The organism is Oleispirillum naphthae, from assembly GCA_027864655.1.
GTDB classification, from domain to species: Bacteria; Pseudomonadota; Alphaproteobacteria; order Rhodospirillales; family Rhodospirillaceae; genus Oleispirillum; species Oleispirillum naphthae.
In genome coordinates, this window is record JAQAZG010000013.1 from 48,812 (window position 1) to 63,366 (window position 14,555).

Genomic DNA, 14,555 nt, shown 5'->3' on the forward strand with positions numbered 1-14,555 from the left:
AGTTTCTTTGCCGCGGAGTCGCGTTTCGGCTGGACATCAAGGTTCGTTCGGCACAAAAAACACGGGGTTGTTTGTAAGATTCATTCGCCGCCACGAACCGGAGCTATAGCTAAATGTCCAAAGTCAAATTCCATTCCGGGGAGAACCTGCCCCTGGAATTGCATAAGGTGCGCATTGTCCAGAAGCTCAATCTGGTCCCGATCGAACGTCGCCTCGAGGCCGTCCGCGAGGCGGGCAACAACACGTTCCTGTTGAAGAACCGGGACATCTTCCTGGACATGCTGACCGATTCCGGCGTCAACGCGATGAGCGACAAGCAACTGGCCGCGATGATGGAATCCGACGACAGCTATGCCGGTTCCGAGACCTTCACCAAGCTCCAGACGAAAATCAAAGAACTCTTCGACATGGACTACTTCCTGCCGGTGCACCAGGGCCGCGCGGCGGAGAACATTCTCTCCCAGGTGTTCGTGAACGAAGGCCAGGTGGTGCCGATGAACTACCACTTCACCACCTCCAAGGCGCATATCGTGCTGAACGGCGGGCGGGTGGAGGAACTGGTCTGCGACGAGGGTCTGAAGGTCACCAGCGACCACCCGTTCAAGGGCAACATCGACCTCGACAAGCTCGCCGCGCTGATCGCGGCGGAAGGCACGGAAAAGATCGCCTACGTGCGCGTCGAAACCGGCACCAACCTGATCGGCGGCCAGCCGCACTCGTTGCAGAACCTGGCCGACGTCAGCGCGATCTGCCGCAAGGCCGGCATCATGCTGGTATTCGACGCCTCGCTCTTGGCCGACAACCTCTATTTCATCAAGACCCGCGAAGCCGCCTGCAAGGACCTCTCGATCCGCGAGATCACCCGCAGGATCGCCGACCTCACCGACATCATCTACTTCTCGGCGCGCAAGCTCGGCTGCGCCCGCGGCGGCGGCATCTGCACCAACAGCTTCGACGCCTACATGAAGATGCGCGAGCTGATCACCCTCTACGAGGGATTCCTCACCTACGGCGGCATGTCGGTGCGCGAGATCGAGGCGATCGCCGTGGGCCTGGAAGAGACCATGGACGAGGACATGATCTGCCAGGGGCCGCAGTTCATCGAATACATGGTGAACGAGCTGGAGAAGGCGGGCGTGCCGGTGATCACCCCGCCGGGCGGCCTGGGCTGCCATCTGGACGCGCTGCGCTTTCTGCCGCACCTGCCGCAGTCGCAGTACCCGGCGGGCGCGCTGGCCTCTGCGGTGTTCCTGGTCTCCGGCGTGCGCGGCATGGAGCGCGGCTCGATCTCGGAACAGCGCAACCCGGACGGCAGCGAGATCTATTCCAACATGGAGCTTTTGCGCCTCGCCCTGCCGCGCCGCGTGTTCACCCTGTCGCAGGTGAAGTACGCGGTGGACCGCATCATCTGGCTCCATGAGAACCGCGATCTGATCGGCGGACTGACCTTCGTCGAGGAGCCGAAGATGCTGCGCTTCTTCTTCGGCAAGCTGGAGACGGTCGGCGACTGGCACGCCAAGCTGCTCGCCAAGTTCCGCGCCGACTTCGGCGACAGCCTCTAAGCATCGTGCGCCCCATCCCCGGAGCCGTTCCGGGGGTGGGGCTCACAGGGCCTTCCTCAGCATCGCCAGTTCGATGCCGTCCACCAGGGCGGCGGACAGCCCGTCCGCGAAGGGGAAGGGCCGGGTCTCGCCGGTCGGAACATAACCGCGCCGGACGTAATAGGCGATCAGCTCGGGCCGCTTGTTGACCACGGAGATCAGCAGGGCGGTCGCGCCCCAGGTTTCCCGCGCGCGGGCTTCCACCTCCGCCATCAGGGCCTTGCCCAGGCCGCCCGCCTGCAAGGCGGGGTCCACCGCGAGCATGCCGAAATAGACCTCGGTGGCGCTTTCGCGGTGGAGATAGGCGCACCCGGCGAGCGCATCGCCGAGGCAGCAGAGCAGAAGCAGGGACTCCGCGGCGCGCATCATCTCCAGAACCGCGGCCGCATCGGTGCGGCGGCCGGACAAGAGGTGGCCTTCGCCGGTCCAGCCCGATGCGCCGCGGTAGGCGGCGTTGACCATGCGGGCGATCGCCGGGGCGTCGGCGGGGCGGGCGGCGCGGAAGCGCGGTGCGGGTTCGGTCATGGCGGCATGCGGCGCGATGGAAGCGGGTGAGGGGCGGAGCATGGGCGCACCGCCCGCGCGGTGTCAAGCCGCCGCCCCACTCTCAGACCCCGATCTCCTCGTTGAACAGCAGCTTCCAGGCGGCGCGGTAGGCGACGATCCGGCGCGCCGGTTCGGGCAGGCGGTCGAGGAAATAGCGCAGGTTGCGCACCCAGTCGTCGAGGCGGTCCATGCGGTCGCCGCCGATGTCGAGCGCGGCGAGGAAGCGGTAGGGCTGCTCGGCGATCAGGGCGCTCCACTCGGGGCGGATGTCGCCGCCGTCGGTCCACACCCGGGCGTGGCGCTGGCCGCTCGGCTTGTAGATGCCGTAGGGGCCGCCGAAGGCGGTGTCGATGTAGAGGTTGGGGAACCGCGCGAACAGGCCGCGCAGGTAGTCCGGGGTGTAGAGGGTGGAGCGCTCCTTGTAGCGGATCTGCGCGAGGTGGCACCAGATCACTTTCGCCTTGGGGTGGCGCGCCAGCATCGCCTCCAGCGGCGGCAGCAGGCGGTCCTCGATCTCGTAGTGAATCTGGAAGGGAATGCCGGTGGTCTCGGCGAAGGCGAACAGGCGCTCGCCCGCCGCCCCGTCGATCGGAATGTCCACGTCGCGGTGGGTTTCGTTGCGCTCCGCCTGGCGCGGCGACATGTAGTGGCGGAACTCGAACTCGCCCATCAGCGGGTAGCCGTGGGCGAGGATGTAGCGTTCGTTGTCGTCGAGGAAGCGCTCCTGGTTCTTCGTCCAGGCCGGGTGCACGCCGCCGTTGCCGGTGGGGTAGAAACGGTCGGGGTAGAGGCGGATCAACTCGAAGACGTGGTGGCTCCAGGTCTCGCCCTTTTTGACCAGCCGCCCCGGCATGTCGGGCGAGAACGCCATCACCGCGACGCCGGTGCGGTCCATCTCGCGGACGAAGTCCTCGAGGTCGATCTTCCCCGGGTCGTAGGAGCTTTCGATGTCGAAGATCGGCAGCTTGCCCGCCGCGCGGATCGCCGCGATGCGCTTGAGGTAGCCCTCTTTCAGCGCCGCGATGCCGAAGCGCCCGGTGGGCGCCTCTTCCGCCGCGCGGGCCGCCCATGCCGGAAGGACCGCGCAGCCCGCGGCCAGGCGCAGAACGCAACGCCGGGTCAGCATGATCGAAACTCCTCCCGCCGGATGATGCCGCGACGCCCCGTCCGGGACTCTAGCACGGCGGCGCGGGCGAAGCCATCGCCGCCCATTGGTGTAGGGGCGCGGCGTTTTTCGGTGGATCATTTTCTGTCGTTCCGCTATGCAGAAACGCCGCCGTATGCAATGTATGGCGTCCCGGAATATGCCGATTCGTGCGCGGTCGCGCCGATCCCGGAAAACACGGTTGTGCGGAGGAACTCCCTTGAACAAATGGATGATAAGCGCCGTCGTCGGGCTGGGACTGGCCCTGACCGCGGCCGATGCCGGCGCCGCCACGGTGCTGCGCCTGACCTCGCAGATGCCCGCGAAGCACCACGTCGGGCAGAACCTGCTCGCCTTCAAGGCGGAGGTGGAAAAGGAATCCAAGGGCGATCTGAAGATCGAGATCTACCCGGCCTCGCAGCTCTACAAGGATGAAGAGACGCCGCAGGCGGTGTCCACCGGCGCGGTGGACATGGGCTCGGTGTCGCTCGCGCAGTTCGCGGGCACGGTGCCCGCGGTGGACGTGTTCTACGTGCCCTTCCTCTTCGACACCGAGGCGCGGGTGCGCGCCGCCACCGCGCCCGGCAGCCCGATCCGCACCGAGCTGGACGCGGCGATCCTCAAGACCGGCACGCGGGTTCTGTGGTGGCAGGCGTTCGGCGGGTCGATCCTCATCACCAAGGGCTTTTCGGTGCACATGCCCGATGACCTCAAGGGCAAGAAGGTGCGCGTCTTCGGCAAGACGCTGGGCAAGTTCATCGAGGCGGTGGGCGGCGCGCCGACCATGCTGTCGGGGTCCGAGCAGTTCCTCGCCTATCAGCGCGGCACGGTGGATGCGGGGATGACCGGCATCACCACGGTTCCGGCGCGCAAGCTCTATCAGGTGACCGACGGCCTGACGGTGACCAACAACGCCGACGTGGAGTTCATCGTCATCGTCAACGAGAAGGCCTGGCAGGGCCTCACCGCCAAGCAGCGCGCGATCATCGAGACCGCGGGCCGCAAGGTGGAGGCGTCGCTGCGCGACGAGGTCTCCCGTCTCGAGGCCGATGCGCTCGCCATCAACAAGACCAAGATGAAGGTGGTGGAACTCACCGACGCGGAGCGCGCCGCCTGGCGCGCCGCGACCAAGCCGGTGATCGCCGAGTTCGTGCAGTGGACCGGCCCGATCGGCCAGAAGCTGATCGACGAAGCGCTGAAACTGAAGTAAACAAACTTCCGTTCGCGGGACGGGGCGGGCTGCCCCGTCCCGCCGATTTTTTGCGGTTGGGCTCATGCTGGCGTTCATCGACAGGATTTCCGCGTTTTGCGGCCGCATCGCCGCAGGGCTGTTCTTCGTCATCGGCCTGCTCATCGCCTATGAGGTGACGGCGCGCTACGTGTTCACCGCGCCGACGCCGTGGACGGAGGAGATCTCCCGCTTCCTGCAAATCTGGGCGACCTACCTCGCCGCCGCCTTCGTCCTCGCCAACCGCGACATGATCGTCATCGACTTCTTCACCAGCCGCATGAGGCCCGGCCCGCGCCGCCTGTGCGCGACCGCGAGCCTTCTGGTGGTCGCCGCCTTCTGCCTCGTCGCCATGGTCTACGGCATCGAGATCGTCGCGGAGTCCGTGGCGCAGAACCGCCACACCTCGACCATGCTGGGGGTGCCGCGCTGGATGACCGAGGCGGCGGTGCCGCTGGGCTGCGCGCTTCTCCTGGCGCAGATCGCGGCGGAGATGGTGCGCCTGTGGGTCCGGGGGGCGGAGCGATGACCACGGCTCTTCTGCTCGCCGCGATGGCGGTGCTGCTCGCCGTGGGCGTGCCGGTGGCCTTCGCGCTCGGCGGTCTCGGCCTCGCCATGCTGGTCTCCGCCGGGATGTCGCCCCTGATCGTGCCGCAGGGGCTCTATTCCACCACCGACAGCTTCGTGCTGCTGGCGGTGCCGCTGTTCCTGCTGATGTCCAACATCCTGTTGAAGGGCGGCGCGGGGAAGAGCCTGTTCGCCGCGGTGCAGAGCTGGGTCGGCCATTGGCCGGGCGGGCTGGGCATCGCCACCGTGCTCTCCTGCGCGGTGTTCGCCGCGATTTCCGGCTCCTCGGTCGCCTGCGCCGCCACCATCGGCACCGTGGCGATCGGCGAGATGACCGGCCGCGGCTACGACAAGCCTTTCGTCTACGGCCTCCTCGCCGCGGGCGGCACGCTCGGCATTCTCATCCCGCCGTCGATCCCGATGATCGTCTACTGCGTGCTCACCGACGATTCGATCTCCGACATGTTCCTCGCCGGGGTGGGGCCGGGGCTGGCGCTCTCCGCCCTGTTCATCGTCTACAGCTTCCTCTACGGCAAGTTCGGCAAGGGCTGCGTCCGCGCCCCCAAGGCCGACTGGCCGACGCGCCGCGCCGCCACCCTGCGCGCCCTGCCGGTGATCGGCGTCGCCGTGGCGGTGATCGGCAGCATCTACCTCGGCATCTGCACGCCGACGGAATCCGCCGCCATCGGCTTCATCGCCTCGCTCGCCGTGGTCGGCGTCGGCCGCTCGATCACCCGCGAGGGGATGCAGGAGGCGGTGATGGACTCCATGCGCACCACCGTCACCATCTTCCTGATCATGGCCGGGGCCACGGTGTTCGGCAAGGCGATCACCCTCTACCAGATTCCGCAGGAGGTGGCGCAGCTCGTCTCCGAAACCGTCACCTCGGTGGGGCCGTTCGTCTTCGTGGTGTGCTGCGTGCTGCTGGTGATGGGCTTCTTCCTCGAATCGATGTCGATGCTGATGATCATGATGCCGGTGTTGCAGCCCGCGCTGGCGGACATGGGCATCGACACCATCTGGTTCGGCGTCATCTTCATGATGATGATCGAGTGCGCCCTGATCACCCCGCCGGTGGGGCTGAACCTCTACGTCATCCAGGCGGTGGCGAAGTCGCCGATCGAGCAGGTGATCAAGGGCGTCTGGCCGTTCATCCTGATGCTGTTCCTCATCGTCGTGGCCACCTACTTCATCCCCGGCATCGCCCTGTTCATTCCGTTCAAACTTTAGAAGGCGGCCGAGAAACCTGAATCGGGGGCTTCCAATCCCGGAAGTCTTGGGTAGACTGTGCCCGCCCGAGGGGGCAGGCCGGGGCGCGATCGCGCCCGTCCGGCAGATCCGGAGGAACAAGCATGAACAGGGCACTTATCGGCAAGGCGATCGCCGCCGCTTTTGCGGCCTGCCTCGCAGCCACGGGGGCGCAGGCGGCGACCCAGATCACCCTGAAGTCGGCCAAGACCACGTCCTCGTACTACATGATGATGGTGCAGCTCGCCGAGATGATGAAGACCGCGAGCAAGGGCGCGATCATTCCCACCGTCGAGGAGAGCCAGGGTTCGGTGCAGAACGTCAAGGAATCGTTCGTGCGCCCCGGCAACTTCCTGTTCACCTCGCCGCCGAGCCTCATCGCCTCCGCGCGCGAGGGCAAGAAGCCCTTCGAGGGCCAGGCCCACGACACCGCGCGCGCGCTGTTCCCGGTTCCGGGCATCACCGTGCACTTCGTGGTGCGCAACGAGACCGGCATCACCTCGATCCCCGGGCTCGCAGGCCATACCTTCGTTTCCGGCGGCAAGGGCACCTTCTGCGAGAAGAGCGTGGACAAGGCGCTCACCGTTCTCGGCCTCGCCGGCAAGGTGAACGTCGAGGCGGTGGAACTGCCCGCCGCCAGCTCGGCGATGCGCAACGCCAAGATCGACGGCTTCGCCACCTGCTCGTCGCACCCGACGCCGCAACTCGTCGAGCTTGCCACCACCAACGAACTGACCATCCTGTCGTTCACCGACGCCGAGCGCGCCGCGATCATCAAGATGAACCCGATGTACGCGCCGCTCACTCTGCCCGCGGGCACCTACAAGGGCCAGGACAAGCCGGTCGCCACGCTGGCGATGCCGGTGGGCGCCTACGGCACCGCCAAGATGGACGACAAGACCGCCTACACCATCACCAAGACCTTCTGGGAGTGGAAGGCGAAGCTCGCCGCCGACAATCCGTGGTGGAAGGGCGTGACCAAGGACGTGGTGCCGCTCCTCGGCGCCAAGGTCCATCCCGGCGCCGCCAAGTATTATGCCGAGATCGGACTCAAACTGCCCGACTCCATGAAGTGACATGACGATCGAGACCACCGCGGGGCGGATGATCGACCCCGATGAAGGACGGTACATTCCCGCCGATGCCCCGCTCGCCCGTCCCCTGCGGCAGATCGCCGCGGGGGAGTGGGCGTGCCTGGTCTTCGGCATGGCCACCGTCGCCTTCCATCTCTACCTGGTGTTCGCCGGGCTGATCCCCGCCCTGGTGGCGCGGCCGCTGCACTTCATGCTGGCGGTGCCGTGGATCTTCTTCCTGCTGCGCGCCCGCACCGCCTTCGAACGGCGGCTCGGCTATGCCCTGGGCGGCGGCGGCTTCCTCGCCGCGGCCTGCATCGCGCTCAACGAGGACATGCTGGCCGACCAGTACGGCTCGCTCGACGGGGCGCTGCAAATCGTCATCGCCTCGGTGCTGATTCTCTCGGTGCTGGAAATGGCGCGCCGCTCGGTCAAGGCGGTGCTGCCGGCCATCGCCTCCCTCGCGCTCGCCTACGGCTTCTTCGGCCACCTCATCCCCGGCACCTTCGGCCACGGCGAGCTGCCCTTCGACTATATCCTCGGCACCCTGACCATCACCGAGGGCGGCGTCTGGGGGCCGATGGCGGAGGTCTCGTCGGAGACCATCGCGCAGTTCGTCATCCTCGGCTCGTTCATCTCCGCGGGCGCGGCGGGCACCGGCTTCATGGCGCTCGCCATCCAGCTCGCCGGGCGCTTCCGCGCGGGCGCGGCGAAGGTGGCGGTGCTCTCCAGCGCGATGTACGGCACCATCTCCGGCGTCGCCGCGGCCAACACCGCCTCCACCGGCATGGTCACCATTCCGGCGATGAAGCGCCTGGGCTACCCGCCCGCCATGGCCGCGGCGGTGGAGGCGGTGGCCTCCACCGGCGGGCAGATCATGCCGCCCCTGATGGGCGCGGGCGTGTTCGTCATGGCGCAGCTGCTGCACACCGACTACCTCAGCATCATGCAGGCGGCGACGCCCTCGGCGTTTCTCTTCTTCTCCACCGTATGGTTCGGCGTGCACCTCTTCGCCCTGCGCTGGAACCTCACCGGCCTGCGCCGCGAGGATCTGCCGGGCTGGGTGGTGGTGGCGCGCACTTTCCCGTTCTTCGCGGTCCCCTTCGCCATGCTCACCTACATGCTGGCGTTCACCGGCTTCACCGCCCCCTACGCGGCGGCGATGGCGACGCTCGCCACCGCGGTGCTGCTCGCCGCCGACGGCTACGGCGAGGTCCGCCTGCGCCGCTGGCTGCACCGCCTGTGGACCGCCTGCGTCGAATCCGGCCGCCAGGTCGCGGCGATCGCCGCCATCCTGCTGTGCGCCAGCCTTATCGTCGGCGTGTTCAACATGACCGGCATCGGCGTGAAGATCACCTCGCTGATCCTCTCCGCCTCCGGCGGCAACCTGTGGATCGCGCTGATCCTCACCGGCATGGCCGGGCTGGTGCTCGGCATGGAGCTGCCCACCACCGCCGCCTACATCATCACCGTCGCGGTGGCGGGCCCGGCGCTGGTGGACCTCGGCCTGCCTGAGCTCTACGCCCACCTCTTCGTCTTCTGGTACGCGCTTCTCTGCACCATCACCCCGCCGGTGTGCGGCAACGTGTTCATCGCCGCGGGCATCGCCAACACTGCGTGGCTGCCGGTGGCGTGGCGTTCGATGCAACTCGGCATCGGGCTGTTCATCCTGCCCATGGGCTTCGTCGCCAACCCGTCGATGCTGCAGATGGGGAACGCGCCGCTGCTCGCGCTGGCCGCCAGCCTCAAGGTGGGGCTCGGCGTCTGGCTGTTCTCCGCCGCCGCGATCAATCCGCTGCGCCGCTGGTGGGTCACCCCGCTCGGCGCGCTGGCGGGCGGGGTTCTGATCTTCGGCTTCGGGATATGATGGGAATGTTCGCAACCCTTTCGCTTGCCGTCGGGCTTTCCGTCGATTCGCTCGCCGCCGCGCTCGCCACCGGGGTGGCGCTGCGGCGGCCGCGCCTGGCCGATGCGGCGCGCGTCGGCACCGCCTTCGGTCTGTGCCAGATGGCGATCGCCCTCGCCGGGATCCGCCTCGGCGTCGCGCTGGTGCGGGTGGCGAGCGCCTGGGACCACTGGATCGCCTTCATCCTGCTCTCCGCCGTCGGCGGCCAGATGGCGGTCAAGGCGCTGTCCGGCGGCGCGGCGGAGCCGGTGTGTCCGGCCTGGCCCGCGCTGCTCGCCATGGGGGTGGGCACCAGCATCGACGCGGGCGTGGTCGGCGTCGGCCTGGGCATGACCGAGGTCGATGCGCCGTTGACCGTCGCGGTGATCGGCCTCGTCACCTTCGGCTTTTCGGCGGTGGGGGTGCTGTTCGGCTGCCGCGTCGGCCGCCGCGCCGGAACCGCGGCGCAGGTGGCGGGCGGCCTGGTGCTCGCCGCGCTGGGGGGGCGCATTCTCGCCGCCCACCTGCTCGCCTGATCCCGCCGGGGTTGCGCTCCACGGGGGAGACTCCCCACTCTTTAAAGGGACCCCCGCACCCGAAAGTCCGCTCATGCCCCACGCCTCGCCCCTGATCTCCACCATCGTCGTCGGCATCGGACTCGCCTTCGTCTTCGGGGCGCTGGCGGCGCGCCTCAAGGTTTCGCCGCTGGTCGGCTACCTGCTCGCCGGATTGGTGGTCGGGCCGCATTCGCCGGGCTTCGTCGCCGACCAGACGCTCGCGCCGCAGCTCGCGGAGATCGGCGTCATTCTGCTGATGTTCGGCGTCGGCCTGCATTTCTCCTGGAAGGACCTGCTCTCCGTGGCGCGCGTCGCGGTGCCCGGCGCGCTGGCGCAGATGCTCGTCGCCACGCTTCTCGGCTCCGCGCTCGCCTTCGCCATGGGGTGGACGGCGGGCGAGGGTGTGGTGTTCGGCCTGGCGCTCTCGGTGGCCTCCACCGTGGTGCTGCTGCGCGCCCTGCAGGAGCGCCACATCTTCGATTGCGAGCGCGGCCGCATCGCCGTGGGCTGGCTGGTGGTGGAAGACGTCGCCATGGTCCTCGTTTTGGTGCTGCTGCCGGTGGTCGCGGGCGCGCTCGGCGGCACCGCGCCCGCCACCGCCGGGGACTGGCTGGCGACCCGCCTCGGTCTCGGCTTTTCCGGCGTTCTCGCGCTCACCCTCGCCAAGGTGGTGCTGTTCGTCGCGCTGATGATGGGCGTCGGCCGCCGCGTCATTCCGGCGCTGCTGCACGTCGTCGCGCACATGGGCTCGCGCGAGCTGTTCCGCCTTGCGGTGCTGGCGATCGCCCTCGGCGTCGCCTTCGGCGCGGCGCAGCTGTTCGGCGTGTCGCTGGCGCTCGGCGCGTTCTTCGCCGGCATGGTGCTGAGCGAGTCCGAACTCAGCCAGCGCGCCGCGGAGGAGACCCTGCCGCTGCGCGACGCCTTCGCGGTGCTGTTCTTCGTTTCCGTCGGCATGCTGTTCGACCCCTCGGACCTGTGGCGCAGCCCGGGGCCGATCCTCGGCGTGCTGGTCATCGTCATGCTCGCCAACGGCCTCACCGCGCATTTCGTCGTTTCGCGCCTCGGCCAGCCGCCCGCCACCGCCTGGATGCTTGCCGCCGGGGTGGGGCAGATCGGCGAGTTCTCGTTCATCCTCACCGAACTCGGCATCCGCCTCGGGCTGCTGCCCGAGCATGCCCGCGGCCTGGTGCTCGCCGGGGCGATCCTCTCCATCCTGCTCAATCCGCTCGCCTTCCTCGCCGCGGAACGCCTGCAGGCCCGCGCCGAGGCGCGCCTCGGCCCGCCGCCCGAGCCCGCCGCCCCCGGCACGCCATCGCCGGAACCGGCGCGGACGGCGCTGCCGCGCACCGAGCTTTCCGGTCACGTGGTGGTGGTCGGCGGCGGCGCGGTGGGCAGCCGCATCATCGCGGAACTGGTGGCGCGCGATGTGCCGGTGCTGGTGATCGAGGAGTCCGACATCAAGGTGGAGAAGCTGCGCGCCGAAGGGGTGGCGGCGATCCTCGGCAATGCCGCCGACCCGGAGGTGCTGGCCGCCGCCAACCTCGAAGCGGCGCGCCAGCTTGTGGTGGCGATCCCCCAGGCGTTCGAGGCGGGGCAGGTGGTGGTGCAGGCGCGTGCGGTGAGCCCCGGCCTCGCCATTCTGTCGCGCGCCTATTCCGATGCGGAAACCGAGCGCCTGCTGGAATTCGGCGCCGACCGGGTGATCACCGGCACCCACGAGGTGGCGAAGGCGCTGACCCGCTACCTCGCGCCGGTGGAAGCGGCGCCTCCCGCGGCCGAACCCGAGCCGGTGACCGACGGCGCCAGCATTTAAAAACTTCGCGGAGGGGCTCGGTCCCTCCGGAACTCCCATGACTTTTGGTTTTGCGCGCAGCGCCACAAGCCTGCTGTCGATAGCCGCTATGTGGCGAAAAAATTAGGGGGAGCGCGAGGGGTCCAAGACCCCTCGCAAAGTTTTTGGTGCTGCTACCGGCAGCGGCCGCCCGGCGCGCGGCAGTCGGGCTGCTGTGGCTGGCGATGCTGCATCTGCGGCTTCTGCTGCTGTGGCTGGCGATGTTGCACCTGCGGCTGCCGCGGCGGCTGCGGCTGGTGATGCTGCATTTGCGGCTTCTTCACGTAATAGGGCTGCGGCGCGTGCCGGTAGCTGTCGCGCTGGTGGTAGAAGCGGCGGTCGCGGTAGTGGTTGTCCCAGTACGAGGCGAGGTCGAACACCAGGAACGGCGCGCCGATCTGCACCGAGACCACCGGCGGCCCGCCCAGGGCGCCGCCGATGTAGCGGCCGGAAACCCAGCCGCGCAGCGGCCCGGAGGCGACGTCGCACCACGAGCCGCCCGCGAGGCAGCCCTGAATGGCGAGCGGGATGCCGGGCGGCATCTGTGCGAGCACGGGATAGCCGGTGCCGGGCCCGGCGCGCAGGTTGACCCCGGACAGCGTGTAGCCCTCGGCCGCCCAGGCGGGAGCGGCGGCGAGCATCAGGCATCCGAAGGCGGCGGCAGGAAGGTATTTCATCGTCGGGACTCCTCGGTGTTCTCCCCTTCCCCCGCGATATGGGGCAAAGGCGTGGCGGCGGGCAATCCCGGCGGGCGCAAAGGTTCCGTAAGGATTGCGCGAAAAAACCGTGAGGGGGGGGAATGGCGCGCCCGAGAGGATTCGAACCCCTAGCCTTCTGATCCGTAGTCAGATGCTCTATCCAATTGAGCTACGGGCGCCTGCCGCCCGCGGTTGCGGGCAAGGGCGACTGAATACGCAATTTCCGACCCCCGCGCAAGACAAAAAACAGCCTTTCGTCACGGAGCCGCGGCGGCGCGTCCGAAGGCGGCGAGGCGCTCGCGCCGCCTGGCGCGCAGGAGGCCGCCATCGACGTGGCGCAGGGTTTCGAGCCGCGCCAGCAGCGCCGCGCCGATCTCCCGCGCCGCGGCGAAGGGCTCGCGGTGCGCGCCGCCGCGCGGCTCCGCGATCACCGCGTCGATCACCCCCTGGGCAAGCAACGCGGCGGCGGTGAGGTGCAGGGAGTCCGCGGCGGCGGAAAGCGTGCGCGCAGCGTCGCCGCCCTCGGGCCAGAGCGCCGCGGCGGCCTCCGGCGTCACCACCGAGAGGCAGGCGTGCTGCAGCATCAGGGGCGCGTCGGCGCAGACGGAAAGCGCCGCCGCGGGCCCGGCGAGCGCGCCCGTCGCCACCGAGACGAGCGGCACGCGCAAATCGAGCGCGGTCTCCAGGCAGGCGCGCAGGGCGGGTCCGGCGTCCTCCGCGGCGGGCGCGGCGGCGGCGATCAACACCGCGGGCAGGCGGAAGCGCTCGGCGAGGCGCAACAGGCGCGCGGTCTTGCGCAGGCCGGAGGCGGCGGGGCGGGGCGCGCCGTCCTCGGCGCGGTCGTGGCCGATCAGCACCACGCCGTGGTCCTTGATCCGCGCGATGCCGCCCGCGACCAGCGGGTCGTCGCCCTCGGCGCGGTCGCCCGCAAGCTCGATCAAGCCGCGGCCGAGCACGCGGATCACCTCGCGCGCGCCGGGGCGCTCCGGGTGGCGCGCCACCTGCACCGTCTGCCACGGGGTGAGGCGGCCGTAGAGGGCGTCGAGCTGGCGGTCGATGCGGGCCTTGAGCCGCGCCTCTTCCTCGCCGCCGCCGCCGCCGTGGCGCAGCTCGGCGAGTTCGGCTTCCAGGGCGGCGACGGAGTCCTCGAAGTCGAGAAACAGCATGCCCTTCCTCAAGGTTCCAGCGGTTCGGAATCGGGAAACGGCCGGCGCAGGTTGCTGGCGATCGCGGTGTATTCCGGCGCGTTCTCCGGCGTCAGCACGCCGTGGCGCAGGCAGAAGTCGAGAATCACCAGGGGCACGTTGAACTTGAAGTCGTCGGTGCGGGCGAGCGTTTCGAGCACGCGCGCCACCGGCCACAGTTCGAAGGCCTCGCACTCGTCGTCGCCGGGGGTGGGGACCACGTCGCCGGGCATTTCCAGGTCGTAGCAGAAGAGGGTGTCGGGCTTCAGCCCCTCGGGGGTGGAGAAGCAGTAGCGCACCAGCCCCACCGGCGATGCGCGTTCCGCCAGCGCGCGCGGCAGAGAGGCCTCTTCCGCGCATTCCTTGATCAGGTTCTCCTTGAGGGTGAGGCGCGCCGGCTGGCCGCCCGCCACCATGTTGTCGAGCTTGCCCGGGGCCACCGCCTTGTCGCGGGCGCGCCGCGCCACCCAGAGGTGGATGCCGTCGCCGCGCCGCACGAAGCCGTTCAAATGCACGCCGAAGGCGCGCACCCCCATCGCCACCGAGGCGCTGCGGTCGATCGCGCAGGCCACCGGGGCGCCCCACTCGGTGGTCACCGGGTAGAGTTCGCCGCGCAGCGGCCGGATCTGCCCGGTGCGCGCCAGCGCCTTGGCCACCGCGGCGAGCGCCGCGGTGCGCGCCGCGGTGGTGCGGCAACTTTCGGCGAAGCGCCAGATCGCGCCGTCGCGCACGAAGTGGCGGTCGAGACTCGCCATGGCCTCCTGCGCCGCCGCACCGGGCCACGCGAGGCGCCGGTACTCCGCAACCAGAGGGCTCACCCGCGTCAGATTGCGCACGTTGCAGGCCGAAACATGACGAAAAAGGCCGGGACCGAACAACATCAGCCGTCTCTTCCTTTATGTAATAAAGGCACTTCCCGCATCGCGCCGGAACGCCCGCGGAGAGGCAGTGTGACGCGCCCGGAAGCGGTTGTGAAGAGCCGCCGCAAAAAAG

General features: G+C 69.0%; 13 protein-coding genes and 1 tRNA gene. 8 read left to right on the top strand and 6 right to left on the bottom strand.

All coding sequences use genetic code 11. From position 1 onward, the window contains the following. Positions 1-113: 113 nt before the first annotated feature. The gene (locus O7R11_RS13305; RefSeq protein ID WP_337998015.1) at positions 114-1,562 is read left to right on the top strand and encodes a tryptophanase; all 1,449 of its coding nucleotides are present in this window, start codon (positions 114-116) and stop codon (positions 1,560-1,562) included. Between the two features lie 42 nt (positions 1,563-1,604). Here O7R11_RS13305 and O7R11_RS13310 read toward each other — a convergent pair whose 3' ends face one another. Then, positions 1,605-2,126, bottom strand: coding sequence for a GNAT family N-acetyltransferase (locus tag O7R11_RS13310; RefSeq protein ID WP_337998016.1), 522 nt, complete (start codon positions 2,124-2,126; stop codon positions 1,605-1,607). Positions 2,127-2,208: 82 nt separating this feature from the next. Further along, positions 2,209-3,273 carry an amidohydrolase family protein gene (locus tag O7R11_RS13315; RefSeq protein WP_337998017.1) on the bottom strand — a complete coding sequence of 355 codons (1,065 nt, stop codon included), beginning with the start codon at positions 3,271-3,273 and terminating at the stop codon, positions 2,209-2,211. A gap of 238 nt (positions 3,274-3,511) precedes the next feature. Here O7R11_RS13315 and O7R11_RS13320 point away from each other — a divergent pair, with 238 nt between their 5' ends. The 7 genes from O7R11_RS13320 to O7R11_RS13350 all read left to right on the top strand — a co-directional run bounded on the left by O7R11_RS13320 (position 3,512) and on the right by O7R11_RS13350 (position 11,662). After that, on the top strand, positions 3,512-4,501 hold the full coding sequence (locus O7R11_RS13320) for a TRAP transporter substrate-binding protein (RefSeq protein WP_337998018.1): 990 nt from the start codon (positions 3,512-3,514) through the stop codon (positions 4,499-4,501). Positions 4,502-4,565: 64 nt separating this feature from the next. After that, the gene (locus O7R11_RS13325; RefSeq protein ID WP_337998019.1) at positions 4,566-5,048 is read left to right on the top strand and encodes a TRAP transporter small permease; all 483 of its coding nucleotides are present in this window, start codon (positions 4,566-4,568) and stop codon (positions 5,046-5,048) included. Then, positions 5,045-6,316: a TRAP transporter large permease gene (locus tag O7R11_RS13330; RefSeq protein WP_337998020.1), complete on the top strand. Its 1,272-nt coding sequence runs from the start codon at positions 5,045-5,047 to the stop codon at positions 6,314-6,316. The genes O7R11_RS13325 and O7R11_RS13330 overlap by 4 nt, the downstream gene beginning before the upstream one ends. Before the next feature lie 122 nt (positions 6,317-6,438). Next, on the top strand, positions 6,439-7,410 hold the full coding sequence (locus O7R11_RS13335) for a TAXI family TRAP transporter solute-binding subunit (protein WP_337998021.1): 972 nt from the start codon (positions 6,439-6,441) through the stop codon (positions 7,408-7,410). Between the two features lies 1 nt (position 7,411). Continuing rightward, the gene (locus O7R11_RS13340) at positions 7,412-9,274 is read left to right on the top strand and encodes a TRAP transporter permease (RefSeq protein ID WP_337998022.1); all 1,863 of its coding nucleotides are present in this window, start codon (positions 7,412-7,414) and stop codon (positions 9,272-9,274) included. A gap of 5 nt (positions 9,275-9,279) precedes the next feature. Next, the gene (locus O7R11_RS13345; RefSeq protein ID WP_337998023.1) at positions 9,280-9,828 is read left to right on the top strand and encodes a manganese efflux pump MntP; all 549 of its coding nucleotides are present in this window, start codon (positions 9,280-9,282) and stop codon (positions 9,826-9,828) included. 73 nt (positions 9,829-9,901) lie between these two features. After that, positions 9,902-11,662 carry a cation:proton antiporter domain-containing protein gene (locus O7R11_RS13350; RefSeq protein WP_337998024.1) on the top strand — a complete coding sequence of 587 codons (1,761 nt, stop codon included), beginning with the start codon at positions 9,902-9,904 and terminating at the stop codon, positions 11,660-11,662. A gap of 152 nt (positions 11,663-11,814) precedes the next feature. Here the strand turns inward: O7R11_RS13350 and O7R11_RS13355 are convergent, their stop codons facing one another. The 4 genes from O7R11_RS13355 to O7R11_RS13370 all read right to left on the bottom strand — a co-directional run bounded on the left by O7R11_RS13355 (position 11,815) and on the right by O7R11_RS13370 (position 14,443). Beyond that, positions 11,815-12,357 (bottom strand): SH3 domain-containing protein, encoded by a 543-nt coding sequence (locus tag O7R11_RS13355; protein ID WP_337998025.1) that lies wholly within the window; start codon positions 12,355-12,357, stop codon positions 11,815-11,817. A 123-nt stretch (positions 12,358-12,480) separates the two neighbouring features. Further along, a tRNA-Arg gene (locus O7R11_RS13360) sits at positions 12,481-12,557 on the bottom strand. 78 nt (positions 12,558-12,635) lie between these two features. Next, positions 12,636-13,544, bottom strand: a complete 909-nt coding sequence (locus O7R11_RS13365; protein WP_337998026.1) for an acetyl-CoA carboxylase carboxyl transferase subunit alpha — start codon at positions 13,542-13,544, stop codon at positions 12,636-12,638. A gap of 8 nt (positions 13,545-13,552) precedes the next feature. Next, positions 13,553-14,443 (bottom strand): NUDIX hydrolase, encoded by an 891-nt coding sequence (locus O7R11_RS13370; RefSeq protein WP_337998027.1) that lies wholly within the window; start codon positions 14,441-14,443, stop codon positions 13,553-13,555. Positions 14,444-14,555 lie beyond the last annotated feature (112 nt).

Bases quoted from the DNA above. Each gene is read 5' to 3' on its own strand.
- O7R11_RS13305 (WP_337998015.1), top strand. From the start codon at position 114: ATGTCCAAAGTCAAATTCCATTCCGGGGAGAACCTGCCCCTGGAATTG.
- O7R11_RS13310 (WP_337998016.1), bottom strand. From the start codon at position 2,126: ATGACCGAACCCGCACCGCGCTTCCGCGCCGCCCGCCCCGCCGACGCC.
- O7R11_RS13315 (WP_337998017.1), bottom strand. From the start codon at position 3,273: ATGCTGACCCGGCGTTGCGTTCTGCGCCTGGCCGCGGGCTGCGCGGTC.
- O7R11_RS13325 (WP_337998019.1), top strand. From the start codon at position 4,566: ATGCTGGCGTTCATCGACAGGATTTCCGCGTTTTGCGGCCGCATCGCC.
- O7R11_RS13330 (WP_337998020.1), top strand. From the start codon at position 5,045: ATGACCACGGCTCTTCTGCTCGCCGCGATGGCGGTGCTGCTCGCCGTG.
- O7R11_RS13335 (WP_337998021.1), top strand. From the start codon at position 6,439: ATGAACAGGGCACTTATCGGCAAGGCGATCGCCGCCGCTTTTGCGGCC.
- O7R11_RS13340 (WP_337998022.1), top strand. From the start codon at position 7,412: ATGACGATCGAGACCACCGCGGGGCGGATGATCGACCCCGATGAAGGA.
- O7R11_RS13345 (WP_337998023.1), top strand. From the start codon at position 9,280: ATGTTCGCAACCCTTTCGCTTGCCGTCGGGCTTTCCGTCGATTCGCTC.
- O7R11_RS13350 (WP_337998024.1), top strand. From the start codon at position 9,902: ATGCCCCACGCCTCGCCCCTGATCTCCACCATCGTCGTCGGCATCGGA.
- O7R11_RS13355 (WP_337998025.1), bottom strand. From the start codon at position 12,357: ATGAAATACCTTCCTGCCGCCGCCTTCGGATGCCTGATGCTCGCCGCC.
- O7R11_RS13365 (WP_337998026.1), bottom strand. From the start codon at position 13,544: ATGCTGTTTCTCGACTTCGAGGACTCCGTCGCCGCCCTGGAAGCCGAA.
- O7R11_RS13370 (WP_337998027.1), bottom strand. From the start codon at position 14,443: ATGTTGTTCGGTCCCGGCCTTTTTCGTCATGTTTCGGCCTGCAACGTG.